We start from the raw sequence: 20,707 nt of genomic DNA on the forward strand, positions 1-20,707 counted from the left end.
ATGCGTTACTTTCCAAAATTATAACATACCACTGCTAAATTGCGCTGAGCGCATCGATCATCTCGTCACGATGTTTGGCAGCGAGAAACCGCAGCAAACCGAGATCGTCACGGGAATTGGTGAGCAGCAAGAGCATGGCATCGCTGCTGATCGGTTCGATGATGACCAGGCCGTCTTCGTATTCGAGGACTGCCTGTACCGTACCACCTTTGGCGACTTCACGCCCCAGTGCATCAGCCATCGCCAGACCGTTTGAAGCAACAGCACCAATGGCGTCGATATCGACACCGGGTCGGGCAATGCTCTCGATCAACAGACCGTCGGTTGCCACCACGGCGGCGGCTTCGACACTCTCGACCATGCGAAACCGGGTTAGAAGATCTTTCAGCTCACTGCTCATGCTGCCTCGCTCTGGCGCAGGAATTCATCCGCGCACTGGTATCTATTATACACGGTCGTTGAACCAATCCGTTTCCATTTATGCTCCAATATCACCACTCAGGTTATTCCGATCTCGATCTTTCGGTGGTCGTCCGGTACGAATGTTGCGCAACGAATGGATGGTTGCCGCCAGTGCCCGATCAGCCCAACCATAGATGGTTGGGCGGCTCTTTTGTAATTCGTCGGCAATTTGGGTGACGTTGGCCCGGTAGTCGGGATCAAAGGTGGCGAGATTGATCCTGGCTGCCGCAACGATCTGCTGAATCTCTTCAGGGGTCAGTCTGTGTTCACGAATCAGCTTCTGGGCACGTTTGCTGCTCAGATTTACCTTCATGCCGATCTCCTCGCCACAAACTGGCGGACATTTGCCTGCCCGGTAGCGGTCTGTTTCTACTTTTGATCACTGTATCCGTTGCCAGAAACAGGCTTTTCTGTATCCTTGCCGCCTGTTACCATCCACTGCGCTGCCGATACCTGTCTGGTGAGGGATTTCGTCGTAATGGTGTTGGTTCACAGTGTAATCTTTTATCATCATACCACGTGTTATTGATATTGTCGAGTCGTTGTGTAAATAGTAACCGCCTGTTTCTGAGAAGCTGCTGTGACGTATCTGGTCGTCGGTCGCATGGGATGAAGATCAATCGTTAGCCATGGACTCTGACAGGGTCTTTATCGGAGTAGAATGTTTGACAATGGTATTGTAGATCGGTTTAGTATGGTGTAAATGTTTACACATGTGAGTATAATCATCAACGTTCTTTTGCCGGTTCTGTGGTACAATGAGCCAAATGACCGATCTTCGCCTCCGCCAGCGTGAATATTTGCTCCAGATCAGCCGGGCGCTCACTGCGCAGCTTGACTTGGGTAGTGTGCTGAATCTGGTGATTACCTATGCGGTTGAGCTGCTAGCCGGCACGCTGGGTTTTATTGCGTTGTTTGACGAAGAGGATGGTGTCCTGCGCATTCGCGCTTCGGCGCAGTTGCCTCGTGAACTCTGGCCGGCCTTCGCACCGTTGCTACGCATCCCGATTGCCGATCTCGGTCGTTATGGCCCGCAGGTGCTGCGTGATGTTTCACTTGATGCCGGCATTCCCCTCCGCCAGATGATTGCATTGCCGTTGACGGTGCGTGATACGCCGCTCGGAGTGATTTATGTCTTTCGCGCAGCGCTCAATGTAGCCTTTTCTGCCGACGACCGTCAGATTCTGCAGGATTTTGCCGATCAGGCGGCCATTGCCGTTGGTAATGCCCGTCTGTTTCAGAGTGTGTTGCGCGAGAAACAACATTTGAATGCTCTGATCGAGCAGTCGGCTGATGGGGTGATGATTATTGATGGGCGCTGGCGCATTACGACGTTTAACCATACGATGGAACAACTGACCGGTTGGTCGCGCGAAGAGGCGATTGGTCGGCCCTGTGCTGAAGTGTTGGGTATTCGTAATGCACACGGAGTCAATATCTGCCTGAACGAGTGTCCGTTGCAGCGCCGGCCCGACCTCGCCAATCCGGTAGTTGAAGGCTGGATTACCACGCGCGATGGCCGCGATCTGTTTATTCAGAACCGCTATGCACCACAACGCGGTAGCCATGGTCAGCTTCTAAGTGCGATTGCCAATGTTCGCGATATTACGGCGCAAAAGATGGAGGAGGAGCGCCAGAATACCTTTATTTCGGTTATTTCCCACGAGTTACGTACACCGGTGAGTATCATCAAGGGGTTTGCCGAGACGATGCTGCGCCCCGATGGGCAATTTACGGTTGAGCAATATCGTGAAGCGTTGCAGGTGATCAGTGAAGAGGCCGACCGTCTGGCCCGTCAGATTCAGGATTTGCTCGATGTGTCACGTATCGCTGCCGGTGGTCTGCGGCTGGAACGGAGTGATGTGGCGCTCCATCTGCTGGTCTCAGATGTTGTGCGCCGTTTTGCGGCACAGGTTGGCGAACGGATTGAATTTGAAATCCGGGTGCCTGATGATCTGCCCCCGGTCTACGCCGATTATGAACGGATGCGGCAGGTGTTGACCAATCTGATCGAGAATGCTGTGAAGTATAGTCCGAACGGGGGGGTTATTCGTATCGGCGCCCGTGCCGAGGGCGATATGGCCATCGTCTATGTGTCTGATCAGGGTATCGGTATTCCCCCTGAAGAGCAAGACCTGATCTTCGAGCGCTTTTATCGGGTCGATACACGCCTGCGCCGCGATCAACCCGGTAGTGGGCTGGGGCTGTTTATTACCCGTGCGATTGTTGAGGCGCATGGCGGTCGGATTTGGGTTGAAAGTCAGGTTGGTCGTGGGTCGCGATTCTTCTTTACCATCCCCCTCAGTCGACGGCAATTGCCCGGCGAATAGCGATCCGTTCGGGTATCGGTTTGCGATTGTGCGTTGGGTTCATCACGTAAAGCTGGAACAGATGGACGTATGTTGAATTGACGATAACACCGGTGGTTATCGGCTGCCGATGGTTCCTGGATCGTCATGTTGCGCCGGGTGTATGCGTATGGTGCCCTCACTCCTGATCTTGTTGATACTGGCTCTGATTTTTCGTCAGGCGGCGCTGGCCTTGCTGGCGGCGACGGTGCTGGTGAGTATTGGTGTAGCTCGTCTCTGGCAGCGGTGGGCTTTGCAGCGCGTGGAATATCAGCGCACATTGAGCCATCTGCGGGCGTTTCCTGGGGATGAGGTGATCCTCACGATTACGGTGACCAACCGTAAACTTTTACCGCTGGCTCAGCTTCACATCTTCGATGCTATCCCCAGTGGTGTGACGGTCATTGATGCACCGGTGATCTTCAGTGGGAGTCGGCAGAGTAGCCTGATTCGACGCAGCACCGGCCTGCGCTGGTACGAGCGGGTGATCTGGCGTTATCGGCTGCGCTGTGACCGACGGGGAACGTTTCGGTTTGGGCCGGCGCAGGCTCAGAGTGGCGATCCCTTTGGTCTTTTTCGTAGCGATGCGACGTTTGCCGCCGATGTCTCTCTATTGGTGTACCCCCGGCTCTTCAGTCTGGCCGATCTTGGCCTGCCTGCACGTGATCCGCTGGGTTTGATGCGGGCATCGGCCCTGCTCCGCGATCCCCTACGGGTGGTTGGTGTGCGTGATTACACGCCGTCAGACCCGCTGAAAGATGTGCATTGGGCGGCGACTGCGCGTACCGGGACGCTACAAACTCGTGTGTACGAGCCGACTACATCCCATGTTCTGGCCCTGGTGCTCGATCTCGATACATTTGAGTTCTACTTTCAGGGTATCGATCCCGATCTGGTTGAGCATCTGATCAGTGTCACGGCAACGCTGGCTCAACACAGTATCGGTGCCGGTCATGCGGTTGGGCTGTACGTCAATGGCGCACCGGTGGAAGATGAGCATCTGGTGCGGTTGCCGCCGGGGCGTAGTCCTCATCAGCTTGCCCAGATGATGGAGACCCTGGCGCGTCTGACGGCTTACTCAGTCTTACCCGGTGCCCGTCTGCTACGGCTGATTACGCCGGAATTGCATCCCGGCGCCACCATCGTGTTAATCGGTGCAGTTGCCTCCGATCCGATACGCGCAGCATTGTTACGCCTTCGCGAACTCGGTTTCCGGGTGGTCTGGCTCTTCTGCGGTGATCGGCCACCACCGGCGATACCCGGTGTTCAGACCCATTGGACACCACGGCGAATCGAAGAAACAGAAGCGATTTCCGTATCATATACCCCAGGGGGGTAATCTGGATTACAGACAAGCACGCTTCGCCCGTGTTATACTCCTTCTTGCTGGCGGCGATGAAAGCGTCGCACAGTGAGATTATTGTGTGAATAATGCTGTTGCAAGGAGACGGTTGATATGCATCACAAAGTCGTTATTATTGGCTCTGGCCCGGCTGGCCTGACGGCGGCGCTCTATGCTGCGCGGGCGAATCTTGAACCGCTGGTCATTCGTGGCCTGCAACCGGGTGGTTTGATTGCCACGACCAGTGAAGTTGAGAATTACCCTGGTTTTGTTGATGGGATTGGTGGTTTCGAGCTGGCCGAGGCGATGGAGAAACAGGCGGCCCGTTTCGGTGCCCAATTCCTCGACTCGCTGGTGACGAAAGTAGAGGTTGCCCAGCGCCCCTTTACCATTCATACCGATAGCGGGCAGACGGTTACTGCCGATGCGATTATCGTCAGCACCGGCGCCTCGCCACGGAAGCTCGGTGTACCGGGTGAAGAAGAGCTGGCCAATCGCGGCGTCAGCTATTGTGCCACCTGCGATGGCTTTTTCTTCCGGGGCAAGAAGGTCGTCGTTGTTGGTGGCGGAAACAGTGCGCTTGATGAGGGTTTGTTCCTGACCCGGTATGTCGATGAATTAGTGATTGTTCATCGCCGCGACACGCTGCGCGCCGATCCAATTTTACAGGAACGGGCATTTAGTAATCCAAAAGTGCGTTTTATCTGGAATTCAGTGGTAGTTTCGATTAATGGCAAAGATAAAGTTGAGTCGGTGACATTGCGCAATCTACAAACCGGTGAGGTGAGTGAATTACCGACCGATGGGGTATTTCCGTATATCGGCCACGTGCCTAATACGGACTTGTTCCGCGGCATCCTTGAGCTTGACGAGGGTGGGTATATCGTGACCGATGGTCGTACCCGTACCAACATTCCCGGCATCTTTGCTGCGGGTGATGTGACCGATCACATCTATCGACAGGCCGTTACGGCTGCCGGCGATGGCTGCCGGGCTGCGATGGAGGCGACCTGGTATCTGGCCGAGCAAGAGCATGCCCGCTCGAAAGCAACGGTGTCGGTCGCCTGACATGGTTGCGAATTTTATCTCTTCACAGAGGGTAAGGGTGTCGCTATAATAAGGCTACGACAACACCAAAGGAGGTGCCTATGACAGCGACACCCAATAATGACGGGCTGGTTGATGCTGGCGCACGGGAAGGTTACGAGCACCTCGAGCAAGCCTACATTCTGGAATATCTGCGCAGTCAAGGGTTGACACTCGAGCAGGTGCGTGCGATGCCCGCCGATCAGGCCAAAGCGATTATGCGAGCGGCATCGCTTTATGCTTCAACGCAGATGAGTGTGGTTGAAGCGCGAGCGCATCTGGTTGAAGAATTGCATGGCGGGCCACGCGCATTGTAAGATTTGACTGCTGGCTCGCACAGGGGGGAAGGCGGATTTGGTTATTGGCAGCCTTCCCTCGGTCTTTATGTTGCCCTTAATTCCCCAGTACCGCTTCTACGACGGCAACAGTGTCGCGCAGATCGGGCAGGAGTACGTCTGGGTTGTATTCGGCCAGTTCTGCCATGCTGAACGGGCCGGTGGCGACTGCCACTGTCCGCGCACCGAATGCCCGGCCACAGGCAATGTCGCGCGGCGTGTCGCCGATAATCACCACGTCCGCCGGTGTAAATGCATAGCGATACCGCTCACGTGCCCGCCCTGCGGCAATCGGCGGGAGAGCCAGACGGTCGAAGTGATCGTCGCCATAAGCACCCGCTTCGACTTCAAGCCAGCGAAGAAGGCCAGTACACTCTAGCTTGATCCGGGCTGCCGCAGCGACGTTGCCGGTCAGTGGCGCCTGATAGGCGTGGGTCGAAAGAGCATGCAACGCTTCAACCACACCGGCAAACACGGTGGAGCGTGCAATCAACGCTTCCCGTTGGGCGGTGAGTTCGGCGGTGTACAGGGCAATAAACTCTTGCAAACGTGATTGAATGGTGGCCTCGTCCACCGAAGGGAGACTCTCGCGGACAATTTGCCAGTCGGTTTTACCGGCGTATGAGGTGCGTTCGATCCGCACATGTGGGCCAACCAGTTGCCGCAATGCGGTACGCATGGCATTCGCGGCAATACCATCCGTCGAAAGCAGGGTTCCGTCGATATCCCACAGCAATAACCGTCTCATTGTCACTCTCATCGGTGATCGTGGATTCAGCGGGATGGATTATCTCCGATTAATTCGGTGATCGTTTGCAATAACTCATCTAAGTCGGTTGGTTTGGTCAGGAAGCGATCAAAACCTGCCGCCATGGCCGCACGTCGATCACCCTCGCCGAGACCACTCAGGGCAATAGCCGGGCATTGCCTCAGTGTTGGATGCGCACGCAACTGTTGCAGCAGCTCAAACCCGTCACAATCCGGCAGACGCAGGTCTATCATAAAAAGGGCCGGCAGCGAGACCGGAGCCGCCAGTGCGGCAGCACCGGTAGCGGCAACCGTTACCTCGAAGCCGTGCCCACGCAGAAAGATAGCGAATAACTGCTGCATCAGCGGATTATCTTCGACGAGCACGATCTGCATGATTCTCTCCCGTTGTGGTGCAATGAGGGAATGCCGGCACTATCGAACCCTCATTGCACCACCCACGTTGCTTTATGGATAGACTCCGCGCGTCGTGTTAGCATCGGCCACTCGCTGTACCGCCAGGAGATATGCAGCGAGACGGAGCGGAATCTGGCGTTGGGTAGCCATTGCGTACACCTGATCAAATGCACCGACAATAATGCGTTCCAGTTTCTCGTTGATGTCTTGTTCGTCCCAGAAGAACTCTTGCAGGCCCTGCACCCACTCGAAATAGGAGACAATCACTCCACCGGCGTTAGCCAGGATGTCGGGTACGATGATGATCCCCCGCTCACCGAGAATGGCATCGGCGTCGGGGGTTGTCGGCCCGTTTGCCCCTTCCACAATGAGTTTGGCGCGAATACGTTCGGCATTGTTACCGGTAATCTGGTTTTCGAGCGCTGCCGGGATCAGAACATCACACTCCAATTCGAGCAATTCGCTCCCGCTGATACGTTCTACCCCTGGCGCCTGGTACCCCTCAAGCAAATGGAACGACTGGCGGTCGGTGTATGCCCGCATGGCTGGAATGTCAAGCCCGTGGGCACAGTAGTAACCGCCAGAGGCATCAGCAACCCCAATAATCTTACAGCCGAGTTGATGCAGCAGATACGCCGCTGTGCTACCGACGTTGCCAAACCCCTGCACAACGATGCGCAATCCTTCGAGCGACCAGTCGAGTTTACGCGCCATTTCGCGAACCATCAGCATCACACCGCGCCCGGTTGCCTCTACCCGGCCTAACGAGCCGCCAACATTGACCGGCTTGCCGGTGATGACAGCAGGTACGGTGTAGCCGCGATGCATCGAAATCGTGTCCATAATCCAGGCCATCACCTGGGCATTGGTACCAACATCGGGCGCAGGAATATCTTTTTCTGGGCCGAGCAGAATGCTGATTTCAGTGGCAAAACGCCGGGTCAGCCGTTCCAGTTCGCCGATTGACAGTTGCTTGGGATCGACGATCACCCCACCCTTCGCACCACCGTAGGGAATATTGACCAGCGCACACTTCCAGGTCATCCACATTGCCAGTGCTCGCACTTCATCGATATCAACACTGGGATGGTAGCGGATACCGCCCTTTACCGGGCCACGACTCAGATTGTGTTGTACCCGATAACCGGTGAAGACCTGAGTGGTACCATCGTCCATCTGCACCGGGAAGTTGACCGTCAGCTCCCGCTGGGGCACGCGCAGAATAGCGCGAATATCATCGGGCAGATTCAGCATCTCGGCGGCCTGATCGAACTGTCGTTGCGCGACGTGGAACGGATTAATCTGGTGAGACGTCATTGTCTTTTCCTCTTCATTGATGCAATTCGTTGTAACCTGTGCTTCATATTATTTATGCCTCTATCGCCCTTGAAGACGATAAGGGTTACTACCGGCTCACACGTGTCGCGGCCATTCGCGAGCCTGATATACAAGCCATGCGAAGGCTTACCGCTCACCATTGGCAAGCGTTCCTGATTATACCAGATATGATGTTTCTGATGAAAGCCGGTCTGATCCAGGGTGTCTATCAAGTTCGCCGATAGATGCCCGGTAGCAACCTGTACGCACCGGTATTACGAGAGTTCTTTACGCATATACAGCCATCCACTCTGCCCGAAGAATAGTCGTCCGAAAAGTGAATGGCGAACATGCATTGCCTGAAAGCCAAGCCGCTCGTACAATGTGCGAGCGGCTTGATTCGTTTCGCGGACGTACAGACCGAGGTAGGTCAGTGAGCGTGCGCGTGCCTCGTCTTCGGCGTATTGCAGCAATGTGCGGGCCACGCCGCGCCGTCGCCAGGCGGGTGTTACGGCGACATCAGCGATAAACCCTTCGCCATAGCCGATCTGGTGGTCGAGCAGTGACAGGGCGAAGATTGAGCGGAGTGCTCCCCACCATCCCAGTATCTCGAAGAATGCCGACTCGGCGAAGCCACCGCTACCGGCGACCATGTCGCGGGTGCGCAGGCTGATCGTGCCAATAATCTGACCGGCATACTCAGCCACGAACATCCCACGCAGGGCGGCTGGCCCTTGCCGGCGCCAACCGGCAGCCAGAGCACGCGCACCGCGTTCGCTCCCCTGGGGGCCGAATGCTGCGCCAAAGGTGTCGGCAAATGCTTCTCGATGCAAGGCAACAATTGCATCAATATCGCTCAGGCGTGCCGGACGAATCGTAATATCACTGGCCGAAGTGCCAGTTTGTGGCGGTATCGTGGCGTACATGCGCACACAGGATCAAGATGCTTTTAAGCCGGCAAGCTGAAGTTCCAGCCGCTGTGCAATATCGCGATACATGTCTCCACGTCGCTCAGCGGCGGCCAGTTTACGCTGCAAAAGTACGATATATCCCACTGCTGCGCCGAGGGCAGCTATTAAGAGCCAACGCATATATCCTCCTTTACCTTTCGTTGCATATTCTAGCGCAGACATGAGAGGGCTTCAAGCCAGAATGCAGAGAGCCGATGGATTGACTCTGCGATGCACGGGTTGCGTTGTGTCGAGTGCGAAAGCCTGGCTTCTGCCACCGGGCAGGCTCCAGTGCAGATCAGTGCATACCACACGTATCCGCACTGGAGTCTGACCACGTATAGTGCCCATGCGATTTTCGTTGTGTTCTGGTCATCGGTACATCGGACGGTCAGGCGCTATTGTTGCTCGACATAAGCGGCTTATTCTGTACCGGCTAACGCATGGACGAGTAGATTCCTCTCTTGCCATCCGTGCGCTGGTTTTGCCGCATACGTGGCACAGGCTGAAGTCGGTACTACGCTGTAGTGATCACCATCTAATCTAATCGGTAACCGGGCGATGGCGCTGTCGCCAGGCGTGATAGATGGCGATGCTGCCGGCAATAGCCGCATTGAGTGATCCAACCTGGCCGACAATCGGCAAGCGGACTAAAAAGTCGCACCGTTCCCGTACCAGGCGGGCGATACCGGTGCCTTCCGCGCCGATGACCAGGGCCAGCGGGAGATCGAGGTCAACGGCATCAATATCCTGGGCCTGTTCATCTTGTTCGAGACCGACCACCCAAATGCCGGCGTGCTGCAACTCTTCGATGGTCTGATTGAGGTTTGTCACCATAGCGACGCGCAGGTGCTCTACGGCGCCACTGCTGGCGTTAACGACTGCCGGTGTGATCTCGGCGGCACGCCGACCGGGGATGACCACGCCGTGGCATCCTACCGCTTCGGCGGTGCGGAGCAGGGTACCGATATTCTGCGGGTCTTGCAGATGGTCGAGCAACAAGAGTAACGCTGCCTCGCGGCGTTCGGCAGCGGCATTGAGACAGGTGTCGAGTTCAACGTAAGGGTACGGCTCAGCCTCTAGCATGACTCCTTGATGATTGGCATCACGCAGACGGCGGTCGAGGGTCTGGCGTTCGATGCGTTCAACCGGCACCCCGGCCTGCTGGGCCAGATTGATAATTTCAGCGATAATACCGCTTTCCTGCACACTTTGCGAGACATACAAACGGTGGAATACGCGACGGCGGGCGCGAAGAGACTCGCGTACCGCGTTGCGCCCGTATAGCAACTCGGTTGCCATAATCAACTCTCTCAAGCTATGTGCCGGTGTTTACCACACCGGCAAGGGTCTACAGACCAAAGGCATCTTTGATGCGCCCGAAAAATCCTTCATCGTGATGATCATCACCGGGGGAGGTGAAGGTTTGGGCTAATTCCTGGAACAGACGCCGTTGTTGCTCGGTCAATTTGGTTGGGATGTCTACCCGGATCACCACAATCTGATCGCCGCGCCCTTGCTGGCGGAGGTAGGGTACACCTTTGCCGCGCAGGCGAAAGGTCTGCCCGTGTTGCGTTCCAGGTGGAAGGCGTAACCGCTCGCTGCCTTCGAGGGTCGGCACACTAACCTCCCCACCGAGTGCCGCCTGGGCGACATTCACGGTCAGATTGAGGATAATGTCGTTGCCGTCACGTTCAAAGATGGGGTGAGGCTGAATATCAAGGGCGACATACAGGTTACCGGGTGGCCCACCGCGGGGGCCGGCCTCACCCTCACCGCTGATCCGAATTTGTTGTGAGCCATCGACGCCAGCCGGTACCCGCACCGTAATCTTGCGGGTCTGGCGCACCCGGCCTTCACCGCGGCACTCACGGCAGGGAATGGGAATGACATAACCGGTACCGCCACAGGTGTCACAGGTTGTGACGGTGACCATATTGAAGATGGGGGCACGCTGGCGAATCTCACCGGTACCGCCACAGCGGGGACAGCGGGTTGGTTCTGTGCCCGGTTCAGCACCAGAGCCTTGACACGCCGGGCAGGTTTCGAGCCGGCGAAACTCGATCTCCTTTTCGGTACCGAAGACAGCCTCTTCAAAGGTGAGCCGCAGCGTGTAGCGCAGATCGGCACCACGCAATGGCCCGCGTGTGCTGCGCCCCACGCCGGCACCCCCGAAGAAGGCATCGAAGATCGAGCTAAAGGGATCAACTCCGCCAAACGGATCGGCGCCGACACCACCAAAACCGGGTGGATTGTGACCGAAGCGATCATACATTGCCCGCTTCTGTTCGTCGGAGAGCACTTCGTAGGCTTCGTTGATCTCCTTGAATTTTGCCTCAGCGTCCGGCGATTTATTGACATCGGGGTGATACTGACGGGCCAGACGGCGAAACGCCTTCTTGATTTCGTCGGGCGTTGCACTGCGGCTCACCCCGAGTACTTCATAGTAATCGCGTTTGGCACCCGCTGTCATAGACATTCCTCGCTGTGTATGCTGCCTTCAGGCTGCACGTGTATCTCAACTTGCCGACGACTCTACTCTTCAACCTTGTATTCACCTTCAACTGTGCCGGCAGCATTATTCGACGTTGTCGTGGTTGTGATCTGTTGCAGCGCAACGGCCAGTTCTGCGATCCGATTGCGGATCATCTGCTCGTTATCATCGGCGACCACACTGCGCAGGGCCATCATCTTCTCTTCAACCGTGCTCCGCAAGGCCGGGTCGAGGGTGTCACCGGCTTCGCGTAACGACTTTTCGGCAGTGTACAGAATGCTATCGGCCTGGTTTCGTGCTGCAATCAGCTCACGACGTCGGCGATCCTCTTCTGCGTGCAGTTCGGCATCGCGCACCATCTGCTCGATCTCTTCTTTCGAGAGACCGGAAGAGGCGGTAATCGTTATTCGCTGTTCCTTACCGGTTGCCTTATCACGCGCACTAACGCTCACAATCCCGTTGGCGTCAATATCGAACGTGACTTCAATTTGTGGCACACCGCGAGGAGCCGGCGGGATACCCGACAACTCAAAGCGACCGAGGCTCTTGTTATAGCGCGCTTCAGCCCGTTCACCCTGCAAGACATGAATTTCTACACTGGTCTGGTTATCGCTGGCGGTTGAAAAGACCTGGCTCTTGCGGGTTGGAATGGTCGTGTTCCGCTCGATAAGGGGCGTCATGACGCCGCCATAAGTCTCAATACCGAGCGTTAGCGGGGTTACATCGAGCAGCAGAATATCTTTGACTTCACCACCCAGTACACCAGCCTGGATAGCGGCACCAATGGCGACTACCTCATCTGGGTTCACACTGCGGTTCGGTTCTTTGCCAAAGAAATTGCGGACGGCGGCCTGAATTGCCGGCATCCGGGTCTGACCACCAACCAGAATGATCTCATCGATCTGGCTGGGTTGCAAACCGGCGTCACGCAACGCCTGGCGAACCGGCCCCATGCTGCGCTCGATCAGATCGGCGCAGAGCTGTTCGAGGCGCGAGCGGGTCAGCGTAGCGCTCAGATGTTTCGGGCCACTGGAATCTGCCGTGATGAATGGCAGACTGATCTCGGTCTGCATCAACGAGCTAAGCTCCATCTTGGCCTTTTCAGCCGCTTCTTTCAGGCGCTGAAGCGCTACCCGGTCGCTGCGCAAATCGATTCCGTGTTCTTTCTGAAACTCATCGGCCAGCCAATCAATAATCCGCTGGTCAAAATCGTCCCCACCGAGGTGGGTATCGCCACTGGTAGCCTTTACCTCAATCACACCTTCGCTCAGCTCAAGAATACTGACGTCGAAAGTGCCGCCACCCATATCGTAGACGACCACCAGCTCATCCTGGCCCTTCTTATCCAGGCCATAGGCAAGCGCACTGGCCGTTGGCTCGTTCACAATACGCAGCACCTCGAGGCCGGCAATCTTGCCGGCATCTTTCGTAGCCTGGCGCTGGCTATCGTTAAAGTAGGCCGGGACAGTAATCACCGCCTGAGTTACCGGCTCGCCGAGGTATGCCTCGGCATCGGCCTTGAGCTTCTGCAAAACCATCGCCGAAATCTCTGGTGGGGCATACTCACGACCGGCCATCAAAACGCGGACATCGCCGTTGGGAGCCGCAGTGAGTTGATACGGCACCAGCTCTTTATCGCGTTGCACCGAAGGCTCGTTAAACTTACGGCCAATAAACCGTTTTACCGAGAAGATCGTATTCTCAGGATTGGTGACGGCCTGTCGGCGGGCAACCTGACCGACAACTCGCTCGCCAGATTTTGTAATTGCAACAACGGAGGGGGTCAGGCGCGAACCTTCAGCGTTGGGGATGACAACGACATCACCCCCTTCAACCACTGCAACCACCGAATTCGTTGTCCCCAGATCAATCCCAATCACTTTTGGCATTGGTAACTACCCTTTACCTTAAACAGGCTTTTGGCGACTTTATCCGCGACCTACCTTGACCATACTCGGACGGATCACGCGGTCGTGCAGCAGATAACCACGCTGCAATTCGGCGATGACCTTACCTTCCTGACCCTCAGCATCTTCATAGATCACCGCTTCGTGGAGGTTGGGGTTAAACTCTTGCCCCAATGCCTCAATCGGCTTAACTCCCTCACTTTCGAGGATGGTACGCAATTTCTGGGCAATGAGTTGCGTGCCCTGCCACCACGGTGTTTCGGCAATGTCGGGTGGAATATTGGCAATAGCGCGCTCGAAATCATCGAGCACCGGCAGCAGCTTCAAGATCAGGGCTGCGCCAGCATTTCGCACCAGCTCGGTGCGTTCAGTTTCGGTGCGGCGCTTGAAATTGCGGTAATCGGCGACCGCTCGCATCCACTGATCCTTGTACTCGGCAGCCTGGGCTTCGGCCTGCGCCAGGCGGTTTTGCAGATCGGCAATGACGGCTGCCGGATCAGCGGCTTCAGACGTAGCAGCCTCTACCGTCGTGTCAGGAGTTTCGGCTACAGCCTTGTCTGCTGACTGAGGTGCAGCAGCTTCGGTGGTTGTCTCAGGTTTCACTTCCTCAGTGTCTGGCATAGGTTCCTCTCATTATCTACTATACACCGCCTATAGTTCAGCGGCAGGTTCTATATCAGAAGGACGGGTATTAACGTGGTACAGATCGGCCAGCAGATTAGTCATCAGCGACGCAATATAACGCACGGTTGAGATTGAGCGTGGGTAAGCCATCCGGGTCGGCCCAATCACACCGAGCACACCTACCAATGCGCCTTCCACGCCGTAGCGGGCCAGAATAACACTATAATCACGCATGGTATCTTCGCTGTGTTCGCCACCGATAATCACCTGAACGCCACCAGAGGCGAGGGCCTGGGGGATCAGTGGACTCAGGCCACGACCACTCTTCAAAATCTCCAGCGTGCGGCGCAGGCGTTCAATGGCTCGCTCGGCATCATCACGGCCACTGGCAGGCAAAAATTCCGGCTGGCTCAGCATTTCCAGGATGCCATCGGAATAAATCTGTTCCTGCGCCTGCTCTTCAAACACACTCATTGCCCGCACTACCAGATCGACAAGCGTGCGTTCAAACTCGCTCAGTGGCACCCCATTAAAGGTTGCGATAGCGGCCAGCTCTTCGGCCCGGCTGAGCGTAGCATCGGCCAGCAAATCACTCACCAGCCCGGCAGCGCGACGCAGGTCTTCGGGAGTCCGTCCCGGCTCGATAGGCAGCGTCTGTTGCTTCACAATCCCGCCGTGAAAGACAATCACCGCCAGCGCCATCGTCTCGTGGATGGCGATCAGCTCCAGGCTCTTAAAGCGGAGCTGCTCGGCGCGGGGCGCAGTAGCCACCGAGGCATTGTGCGCCGTGCGGGCCAGCACTGCACAGGCCAGTTGCACCCACTGATCGAGTTCCCCACGCACCTGATAAAACTGGTGGCGGATCATGCGCTGCTCGGCGGGGGAGAGAGTGGTGCGCTCCATTAAATTCTCGACAAAAAAGCGATAGCCGGCATCGGTCGGAATCCGCCCGCCCGACGTATGCGGATGGGTGAGAAAGCCCAACTCTTCGAGCGCAGCCATATCATTACGCACAGTCGCCGAGGAGACGGGAAGGCGATATTTACGCACCAGCGTCTCGGAGGCAACTGGCGTTGCCGTATCAACAAACTCTTGAATGACCAGCTTGAGTATCATCTGCCGGCGTTCGGTCAGAGGTCCGCTCATCGCTGTATCCTGCCTCGCTGGTCGCTGGTTAGCACTCGTGAGGTGAGAGTGCTAAGTCTTCTAACGTAAAAGGTTGGCGTGCATCTGATGCACGCCGTTAGAGAGTATAGCACAAGTTTCGCCACTTGTCACGGGGGGGTGGAGCATAAGATGAACCGGTGCGGGATGATTGCCAGGTTTTCCTAAGGATGTACTGCGCAGGCGACCAATAGAGGTTGTCACCATGCCGGTGGTGCTGTGGTAGCAAGGACCCATTGCCATACCCTGCCTGCCTACCTGATCGTGAGCGGCAGGTAGATAGCGAAGCGTACCGTGAACGAGAAATGCTGCCCGTTGTCAGCATCCATAAACGTTGTACAGTCGCTATCAGCACAGGCGCGCACCTGCCAGTAGTAGGTCGTATCAGGACTGACGTTGGTTATGGTCACACTGGTACGATTACCGACGTTGATTGTGGGTGTGCAGTCAGGAGTAGTGGCAAGACAGTAACGGTAGTGGTGAACAGTGTTGTCGATAGATTGCCACTGCAAGGTGATGCTGGACGGTGGATGGATGGCGTTATGGTCAGGACTGGTTTTGGTAAAGGTGTATGTCAACTTGCTAATAAAGGTGTCTTCACTGCCTCGGAGGGTTGTGGCGTATGCGCCAGTAGTCATTGGGAAGTCAGTAGATTGTGTAGATCCGACTACATATATGGTGTCCCGGTGATCGATGGCAATAGCGGTGGCTTCGTCCCATTGACTCCCGCCGAGGAAGGTACTGAAACGCAGGGTCGCCAGATCGCTGCTGAAATTGCTGACGAAAGCGTTGAAAAAACCACTGAGTGATGGATCGCTCGCATTTGGTGTGGTGGGAAAATTTGCCGAAGCGGTACTTCCTGCTACGACAAGGGTGCCCTGTCGTGTCCAAGCGATGTCCCCGGGTAGATCCCTATGACTGCCTCCAAAGAAGGTGCTGGCGAGTAGAGTAGACAGGTCGTTGCTTAATTTGCTCACAAAACCGTCTTCATACCCGTTGAATGAGCTGTTATACACTCCTGATGTAGCTGGGAAGTCATTAGACCAGGTTACCCCCACTACGTAGACATTTCTCTGAGAATCAGTAGTGACTGCTACTGCATAGTCTATATAGAGACCTCCGAGAAATGTACTCGCAATGAGATGAGCAAGCGTACCGTCTAACTTGCTGACAAAGGCATCATCATAAAAATCATTAGAGCCATTGAATGATGGATCATACGCTCCAGAAGTAGTTGGGAAGTCACTAGAGTTGGTTGCGCCTACGACATATACGTCACCATTACCATCCAATGTGAGATCAGCAATAATGTCGCCAGCACTGCCACCAAGGAACGTGCTGGCCTGTAGAATGGAGAGGTTACTGTTTAGCTTACTCACAAAGGCATTGTAGGAATGATTGAACGAGGGGTTATAGGCATCTGGAGTAGTTGGAAAGTCAGCCGAGGATGTTGCCCCTGCTACATAAATGTTGCCCTGGATATCAAAGGCGAAGGCGGTAATACTTTCCCACCCTCTACCGCCGAGAAACGTGCTGAACATGAGAGAGGAGAGGTCACTATTGAGTTTGCTTATGAAAGCATCGGCGTAACCATCAATTGACGTATCATACGTTCCAGGTGTGGTTGGGAAGTCGGACGACCCGGTCCAACCTGCTACATAGACATTGCCATGGGGATCAAGGGCAAGGGTGTTAATCTGATCGTCATTATAACCACCGAGGACGGTGCTGGCGAATAATGTGGTGAGGTCATCGCTCAGCTTGCTCACAAAGGCGTCTTTAACATCGGGTTCAGGACCTTCATGGTATGAAGTGTCAAATGTTCCCGATGTGGTCGGAAAATTGATAGACGTTGTGCTGCCTGCGACGTAAATGGAATTCTGGTTGCTAATAACTATCGAATTGGCTCTATCGTTACCGTTAGATTCGCGAGAACCGCCGAGGAAGGTGCTGGCGAGCAGCGTGGTCAGATCACCATTTAGCCGGCTTACAAAGGCATCCGTCATACCACCATGGTACGATCTCGCAAATGCTCCACTACTAGTTGGAAAGTCGAGCGAACTCGTTGTGCCAACCACGTAGACGTTGTTCCTGGTATCGAGGGTGAGGGCTTTTATTTCATCTGTATCATTTCCTCCGAGGAATGTACTGGCAAGAATAGTGGTTAAGTCATTACTCAGCTTACTCACAAAGCCATCATAATGACTGCCATTATACGACCGGTCATACGCTTCTGGTGTAGTTGGGAAATCGGTAGAAGCGGTCTCTCCAGCCACGTAGACGTTGCCCTGGGTGTCGATAGCAATTCCATGAATACTGCTATATCTGTCGTTGAAAAAAGTGCTCGCGAGTAGCGAGGCGAGATCGCTACTTAATTTGATAACAAAAGAGCCATTGCGATTATCCGAAGAGGGATCGGATACTCCTGGCGAGATGGGAATGTCGGCAAAACTACCTTTCACTGCGACGTAGACGTTCCCCCGATCATCGATGGCGATGGTGGTCGCCTGATCGTTATCATCTCCACCTAAAAAGTACTCTCAATGAGTGTTGATAGATCATTGCTGAGTTTACTTACAAAAGCATCTATATACCTGCCATCAAAGGATTTATCATAGGCATTTGCGGTAGTGGGAAAGTCAGGAGAGCATGTCTGACCAACCACGAAGATAGTACCATCGGTAGTAAGAGCGATTGCACCAATTTGATCATCACGACTTCCACTGAGAAACGTGCTGGCGAGTAGCGTCGTGAAATCACTGCTTATTTTGCTCACGAAGCCATCGGAGGTAGCATCCCAAAAGGTATCATACGCACCCGGTGTAGTCGGAAAGTCGGCGGAAAAGGTATATCCGACCGCATAGACGTTACCTTGTGTGTCAACGGCAATAGACTTAATATTTTCATTATTATTCCCTCCGAGAAAAGAGCTGCCAAGTAATGTAGTTAGATCGTTGCTTAGTTTGCTGATAAAACCGCTACTATTTTCATTGTACGATGGAGCAAATGCTCCAGGCGTGATCGGGAAATCGGCTGAGTCGGTAATACCTGCCAGATAGACATTGCCCTGCGCATCGAGTGTGAGAGTTTGGGCGTTATCATATCTGGAGCCGCCAAAGACAGTGCTGGCGTTGAGTGTGGAGAGGTCGCTGCTTAGTTTGCTGATGAAGGCATCACCGTTATCGTAGTACGATGTACCAAACACCCCAGGTGTAGTTGGAAAGTCGAACGAGCCAGTATGCCCTGCCACATAGACCGAACCTTGTCTGTCCAGAGCAACCGTGTTACCTTCATCGCGAGCATTGCCGTACGAACCACCCAAAAACGTACTTGCTCCCAGCATCATTGCAACGCTGGTTTGCGTAGACGCTGGCGGGTTGTGTTCATCGCTACCCAACGACGTGCTAACCGGTGCTTTCACGACTCCTTCGGCTACGATAACCGGTGCAATGGTCAGGTGATGGGCTACTCCAGTGCGAGTTACCGCCTCCAGCAGTGGTAACAGGAGATACCGGTTGCCGGCCTGCACAGTCAGTTCGCCCGTGGTAACACCAATCACGTCACCGCCACTTACCTGCATCTCAATACGAGTAAGCATAGCAGGATCATCGGTGATAGCGCGGATGCGTAACCGTTGTTCAGTCACGGTCAGCTCGAGCATCAATTCCGGCGCCAGTCTCAAACGCACTGCTTCCCATACCGGTACGCCTGTCTGCCAGCGACTGGGGTCGTTGCCGGTCAGGAATGAAACTTTGGTTGCCAGCGGCCCGTGCAGGTTGACCTGGGGTGCGGTGTGGCTCCCCTCAACGTTGAACGACAGAGTGAGTGGTGGAGCACCGTTGACGGACAGCTGTAGCTGGCCGTCATTTCTCATTACCAGACGGGCGTTACGGCCAGGCAGTATTGCCACAACGTTAGGGTCAAACTGGCCGCGATTTTCGATGAAGAAGTTACTATCAGCGCGAGCGTAAGGAAGCGGCGGTGCCGGTGATGGGGCAAGCGAGGGAAGTGTGGCAGTGAGCGATTGGATCAGAGTGAAAAGTAAGGCCAGTATCAGGTTGAGGGTCAGGATCGCTGGTAGTGGCCGGTGACAGTGGGGAAAGGGTGTCGTTAAGCGTGGGAAAGAAGTGCTGGTCATCGTGCACCTCTCAGGTGAAGTAGTTCGCCGATCAAGAGGGCATTACAGTGCGTGGTTCAGGGGCGGAGGAATGTGTGGTGATGACGACAATGCCCGTCTGGTGTTGTGATTGTGGTGTGGTTGGTCACCAGATTAGAACAATCGTAGTCATACCAATTGTTCGTTGTCAAGCGGCGCCTGACAATGGACAGGTTAATATTTCTGCACTGTGGGCTATTGTGATCTGATGTGGCGTGGTGAGGTGCGATTATGTTGGGGAAGACTCTCAACTCTGTTTCGATCTGGTCGAATTGGTGAGAGATTTGGTAGCCAGGTAGCGTTATCTTCCTCCAGCCACAATATCTGGCTCATCGATGGTGATGCAAGCGAGTCCTGGTTAGGCAAAAAGAGCACTGGAGAAGTCCTCATTCTTGTTCATTTCGGCTTTCCCAGGGCCGATTGATGTTTGTTGTTAGTATGATTTGCGAGGCACAGCCGCACATCTACACCATATCCATTCGTGCTCGGCGGATGGCATGCTAGTGGTGTGACATATCTCTCGTAGTTCGTGTATGTGATATTCTTTTGCGTGCTACGGAATGCTGCTCGTGTCCTGCTGTTGTGTGCGGATGTCATTCAGCGGAGTCTGTGCTCGTGGATAGCCAGGGTGGTCTTCTTTCATTGTGTGATCTGGTCGTCTCTTCCCGCTCTCTATGTCTCAGGTCACCCTTTCTCTGATCGCCTTGCTAAGATATTGAACCAACAACTACGCCCCCCACTCCCGTTCCAGGGCGCTCGCGTTATCGCCTAAAAGATGACGGGTTGCCGGGGCATAATTGCCCGGCATGGTGCGGAGTGCGACAGCCAGCGTTGCCAGGTCGGAGGGATAGGTAATCCGAAACCAGAGTGGAAGACGCGCAACGTGCAGACCACGTCGTTGCAAACCGTCCAACCAGGGGCGAAGATCTTCTAAGGTTACGGGAATCCTGCCTATCGCTGTTGATTGACGTACTCCCAGCGCATACCAGCCTCCACGATCACACAGGCCGATCACCAGGTCTGCCCCGTTATCCAGCAATGTATACGCATCGCGGATCCGGCTTTCGGGAAGGTGAGGAGTGTCGCCGCTCACGATCAACAACGGCCCCTCAATTGCTTCAGCGGCGATCTGAATGGTCGCGGTAACACGGGCAGGAACGCCGGTTACCCGCAGAACCAGTGCCTGAAGATCGGTGACGAAGGCGTTAGACCACCAACTGGCTTCAATGCCAAAGGTCTCCCGCAGAGCAGATGATCGGTCGAGGATCAGGGTTGTGCGCTGCATGCGCTTCTCCAGTAGTACCTGTATGCGAAACCACGCCTATTATAGACGGTCGTAGTCTTTCGTGGAACAGAAA

19 protein-coding genes are annotated in these 20,707 nt (G+C 55.0%); 4 read left to right on the forward strand and 15 right to left on the reverse strand.

All coding sequences use genetic code 11. The features are described 5' to 3' along the window. Nucleotides 1–34: 34 nt before the first annotated feature. Nucleotides 35–400, reverse strand: coding sequence for a roadblock/LC7 domain-containing protein (locus CAUR_RS10780; RefSeq protein WP_012257928.1), 366 nt, complete (start codon nt 398–400; stop codon nt 35–37). A 78-nt stretch (nt 401–478) separates the two neighbouring features. Next, nucleotides 479–775 carry a hypothetical protein gene (locus CAUR_RS10785; RefSeq protein ID WP_012257929.1) on the reverse strand — a complete coding sequence of 99 codons (297 nt, stop codon included), beginning with the start codon at nt 773–775 and terminating at the stop codon, nt 479–481. Between the two features lie 454 nt (nt 776–1,229). Between CAUR_RS10785 and CAUR_RS10790 the strand changes: the two genes are divergently transcribed. From CAUR_RS10790 to CAUR_RS10805, 4 genes are all read left to right on the forward strand, one after another. Further along, the gene (locus tag CAUR_RS10790) at nt 1,230–2,792 is read left to right on the forward strand and encodes an ATP-binding protein (protein ID WP_242604908.1); all 1,563 of its coding nucleotides are present in this window, start codon (nt 1,230–1,232) and stop codon (nt 2,790–2,792) included. A gap of 148 nt (nt 2,793–2,940) precedes the next feature. After that, nucleotides 2,941–4,149 carry a DUF58 domain-containing protein gene (locus CAUR_RS10795; protein ID WP_012257931.1) on the forward strand — a complete coding sequence of 403 codons (1,209 nt, stop codon included), beginning with the start codon at nt 2,941–2,943 and terminating at the stop codon, nt 4,147–4,149. A gap of 117 nt (nt 4,150–4,266) precedes the next feature. Beyond that, nucleotides 4,267–5,220, forward strand: a complete 954-nt coding sequence (trxB, locus tag CAUR_RS10800; RefSeq protein WP_012257932.1) for a thioredoxin-disulfide reductase — start codon at nt 4,267–4,269, stop codon at nt 5,218–5,220. 80 nt (nt 5,221–5,300) lie between these two features. Then, entirely contained in the window at nt 5,301–5,555 is a 255-nt protein-coding gene (locus CAUR_RS10805; protein WP_012257933.1) for a hypothetical protein, read from the forward strand. Between the two features lie 76 nt (nt 5,556–5,631). Here CAUR_RS10805 and CAUR_RS10810 read toward each other — a convergent pair whose 3' ends face one another. The 13 genes from CAUR_RS10810 to CAUR_RS10865 form a co-directional block, all read right to left on the reverse strand. Then, a complete protein-coding gene (locus CAUR_RS10810) occupies nt 5,632–6,321 on the reverse strand; it encodes an HAD family hydrolase (RefSeq protein ID WP_015909164.1) in 690 nt (229 codons plus the stop codon). A 26-nt stretch (nt 6,322–6,347) separates the two neighbouring features. Then, nucleotides 6,348–6,716 carry a response regulator gene (locus CAUR_RS10815; protein WP_012257935.1) on the reverse strand — a complete coding sequence of 123 codons (369 nt, stop codon included), beginning with the start codon at nt 6,714–6,716 and terminating at the stop codon, nt 6,348–6,350. A 72-nt stretch (nt 6,717–6,788) separates the two neighbouring features. Continuing rightward, on the reverse strand, nt 6,789–8,054 hold the full coding sequence (locus CAUR_RS10820; RefSeq protein ID WP_012257936.1) for a Glu/Leu/Phe/Val family dehydrogenase: 1,266 nt from the start codon (nt 8,052–8,054) through the stop codon (nt 6,789–6,791). A gap of 275 nt (nt 8,055–8,329) precedes the next feature. After that, nucleotides 8,330–8,980: a GNAT family N-acetyltransferase gene (locus CAUR_RS10825; RefSeq protein ID WP_012257937.1), complete on the reverse strand. Its 651-nt coding sequence runs from the start codon at nt 8,978–8,980 to the stop codon at nt 8,330–8,332. Between the two features lie 12 nt (nt 8,981–8,992). Next, complete coding sequence (locus CAUR_RS20935) at nt 8,993–9,145, reverse strand: hypothetical protein (protein WP_015909165.1); 153 nt, start codon at nt 9,143–9,145, stop codon at nt 8,993–8,995. Between the two features lie 402 nt (nt 9,146–9,547). After that, complete coding sequence (gene rlmB / locus CAUR_RS10830; RefSeq protein WP_012257938.1) at nt 9,548–10,306, reverse strand: 23S rRNA (guanosine(2251)-2'-O)-methyltransferase RlmB; 759 nt, start codon at nt 10,304–10,306, stop codon at nt 9,548–9,550. Between the two features lie 49 nt (nt 10,307–10,355). Further along, nucleotides 10,356–11,477, reverse strand: coding sequence for a molecular chaperone DnaJ (gene dnaJ, locus CAUR_RS10835; protein WP_012257939.1), 1,122 nt, complete (start codon nt 11,475–11,477; stop codon nt 10,356–10,358). A gap of 62 nt (nt 11,478–11,539) precedes the next feature. Continuing rightward, nucleotides 11,540–13,387 (reverse strand): molecular chaperone DnaK, encoded by a 1,848-nt coding sequence (gene dnaK / locus CAUR_RS10840; protein WP_012257940.1) that lies wholly within the window; start codon nt 13,385–13,387, stop codon nt 11,540–11,542. 39 nt (nt 13,388–13,426) lie between these two features. Further along, nucleotides 13,427–14,026, reverse strand: coding sequence for a nucleotide exchange factor GrpE (grpE, locus tag CAUR_RS10845; protein ID WP_012257941.1), 600 nt, complete (start codon nt 14,024–14,026; stop codon nt 13,427–13,429). 30 nt (nt 14,027–14,056) lie between these two features. Beyond that, a complete protein-coding gene (gene hrcA / locus CAUR_RS10850; RefSeq protein WP_012257942.1) occupies nt 14,057–15,175 on the reverse strand; it encodes a heat-inducible transcriptional repressor HrcA in 1,119 nt (372 codons plus the stop codon). Nucleotides 15,176–15,447: 272 nt separating this feature from the next. Continuing rightward, a complete protein-coding gene (locus CAUR_RS10855; protein ID WP_012257943.1) occupies nt 15,448–17,655 on the reverse strand; it encodes an SBBP repeat-containing protein in 2,208 nt (735 codons plus the stop codon). Between the two features lie 65 nt (nt 17,656–17,720). Then, nucleotides 17,721–19,331 (reverse strand): SBBP repeat-containing protein, encoded by a 1,611-nt coding sequence (locus CAUR_RS10860; RefSeq protein ID WP_012257944.1) that lies wholly within the window; start codon nt 19,329–19,331, stop codon nt 17,721–17,723. A 745-nt stretch (nt 19,332–20,076) separates the two neighbouring features. Next, entirely contained in the window at nt 20,077–20,634 is a 558-nt protein-coding gene (locus CAUR_RS10865) for a DUF2064 domain-containing protein (RefSeq protein ID WP_012257945.1), read from the reverse strand. Between the last annotated feature and the right edge of the window lie 73 nt (nt 20,635–20,707).

Source organism: Chloroflexus aurantiacus J-10-fl, assembly GCF_000018865.1.
GTDB lineage: Bacteria > Chloroflexota > Chloroflexia > Chloroflexales > Chloroflexaceae > Chloroflexus > Chloroflexus aurantiacus.

Bases quoted from the DNA above. Each gene is read 5' to 3' on its own strand.
- CAUR_RS10780 (WP_012257928.1), bottom strand. From the start codon at position 400: ATGAGCAGTGAGCTGAAAGATCTTCTAACCCGGTTTCGCATGGTCGAG.
- CAUR_RS10785 (WP_012257929.1), bottom strand. From the start codon at position 775: ATGAAGGTAAATCTGAGCAGCAAACGTGCCCAGAAGCTGATTCGTGAA.
- CAUR_RS10790 (WP_242604908.1), top strand. From the start codon at position 1,230: ATGACCGATCTTCGCCTCCGCCAGCGTGAATATTTGCTCCAGATCAGC.
- CAUR_RS10795 (WP_012257931.1), top strand. From the start codon at position 2,941: ATGGTGCCCTCACTCCTGATCTTGTTGATACTGGCTCTGATTTTTCGT.
- trxB (WP_012257932.1), top strand. From the start codon at position 4,267: ATGCATCACAAAGTCGTTATTATTGGCTCTGGCCCGGCTGGCCTGACG.
- CAUR_RS10805 (WP_012257933.1), top strand. From the start codon at position 5,301: ATGACAGCGACACCCAATAATGACGGGCTGGTTGATGCTGGCGCACGG.
- CAUR_RS10810 (WP_015909164.1), bottom strand. From the start codon at position 6,321: ATGAGACGGTTATTGCTGTGGGATATCGACGGAACCCTGCTTTCGACG.
- CAUR_RS10815 (WP_012257935.1), bottom strand. From the start codon at position 6,716: ATGCAGATCGTGCTCGTCGAAGATAATCCGCTGATGCAGCAGTTATTC.
- CAUR_RS10820 (WP_012257936.1), bottom strand. From the start codon at position 8,054: ATGACGTCTCACCAGATTAATCCGTTCCACGTCGCGCAACGACAGTTC.
- CAUR_RS10825 (WP_012257937.1), bottom strand. From the start codon at position 8,980: ATGTACGCCACGATACCGCCACAAACTGGCACTTCGGCCAGTGATATT.
- CAUR_RS20935 (WP_015909165.1), bottom strand. From the start codon at position 9,145: ATGCGTTGGCTCTTAATAGCTGCCCTCGGCGCAGCAGTGGGATATATC.
- rlmB (WP_012257938.1), bottom strand. From the start codon at position 10,306: ATGGCAACCGAGTTGCTATACGGGCGCAACGCGGTACGCGAGTCTCTT.
- dnaJ (WP_012257939.1), bottom strand. From the start codon at position 11,477: ATGACAGCGGGTGCCAAACGCGATTACTATGAAGTACTCGGGGTGAGC.
- dnaK (WP_012257940.1), bottom strand. From the start codon at position 13,387: ATGCCAAAAGTGATTGGGATTGATCTGGGGACAACGAATTCGGTGGTT.
- grpE (WP_012257941.1), bottom strand. From the start codon at position 14,026: ATGCCAGACACTGAGGAAGTGAAACCTGAGACAACCACCGAAGCTGCT.
- hrcA (WP_012257942.1), bottom strand. From the start codon at position 15,175: ATGAGCGGACCTCTGACCGAACGCCGGCAGATGATACTCAAGCTGGTC.
- CAUR_RS10860 (WP_012257944.1), bottom strand. From the start codon at position 19,331: ATGACCAGCACTTCTTTCCCACGCTTAACGACACCCTTTCCCCACTGT.
- CAUR_RS10865 (WP_012257945.1), bottom strand. From the start codon at position 20,634: ATGCAGCGCACAACCCTGATCCTCGACCGATCATCTGCTCTGCGGGAG.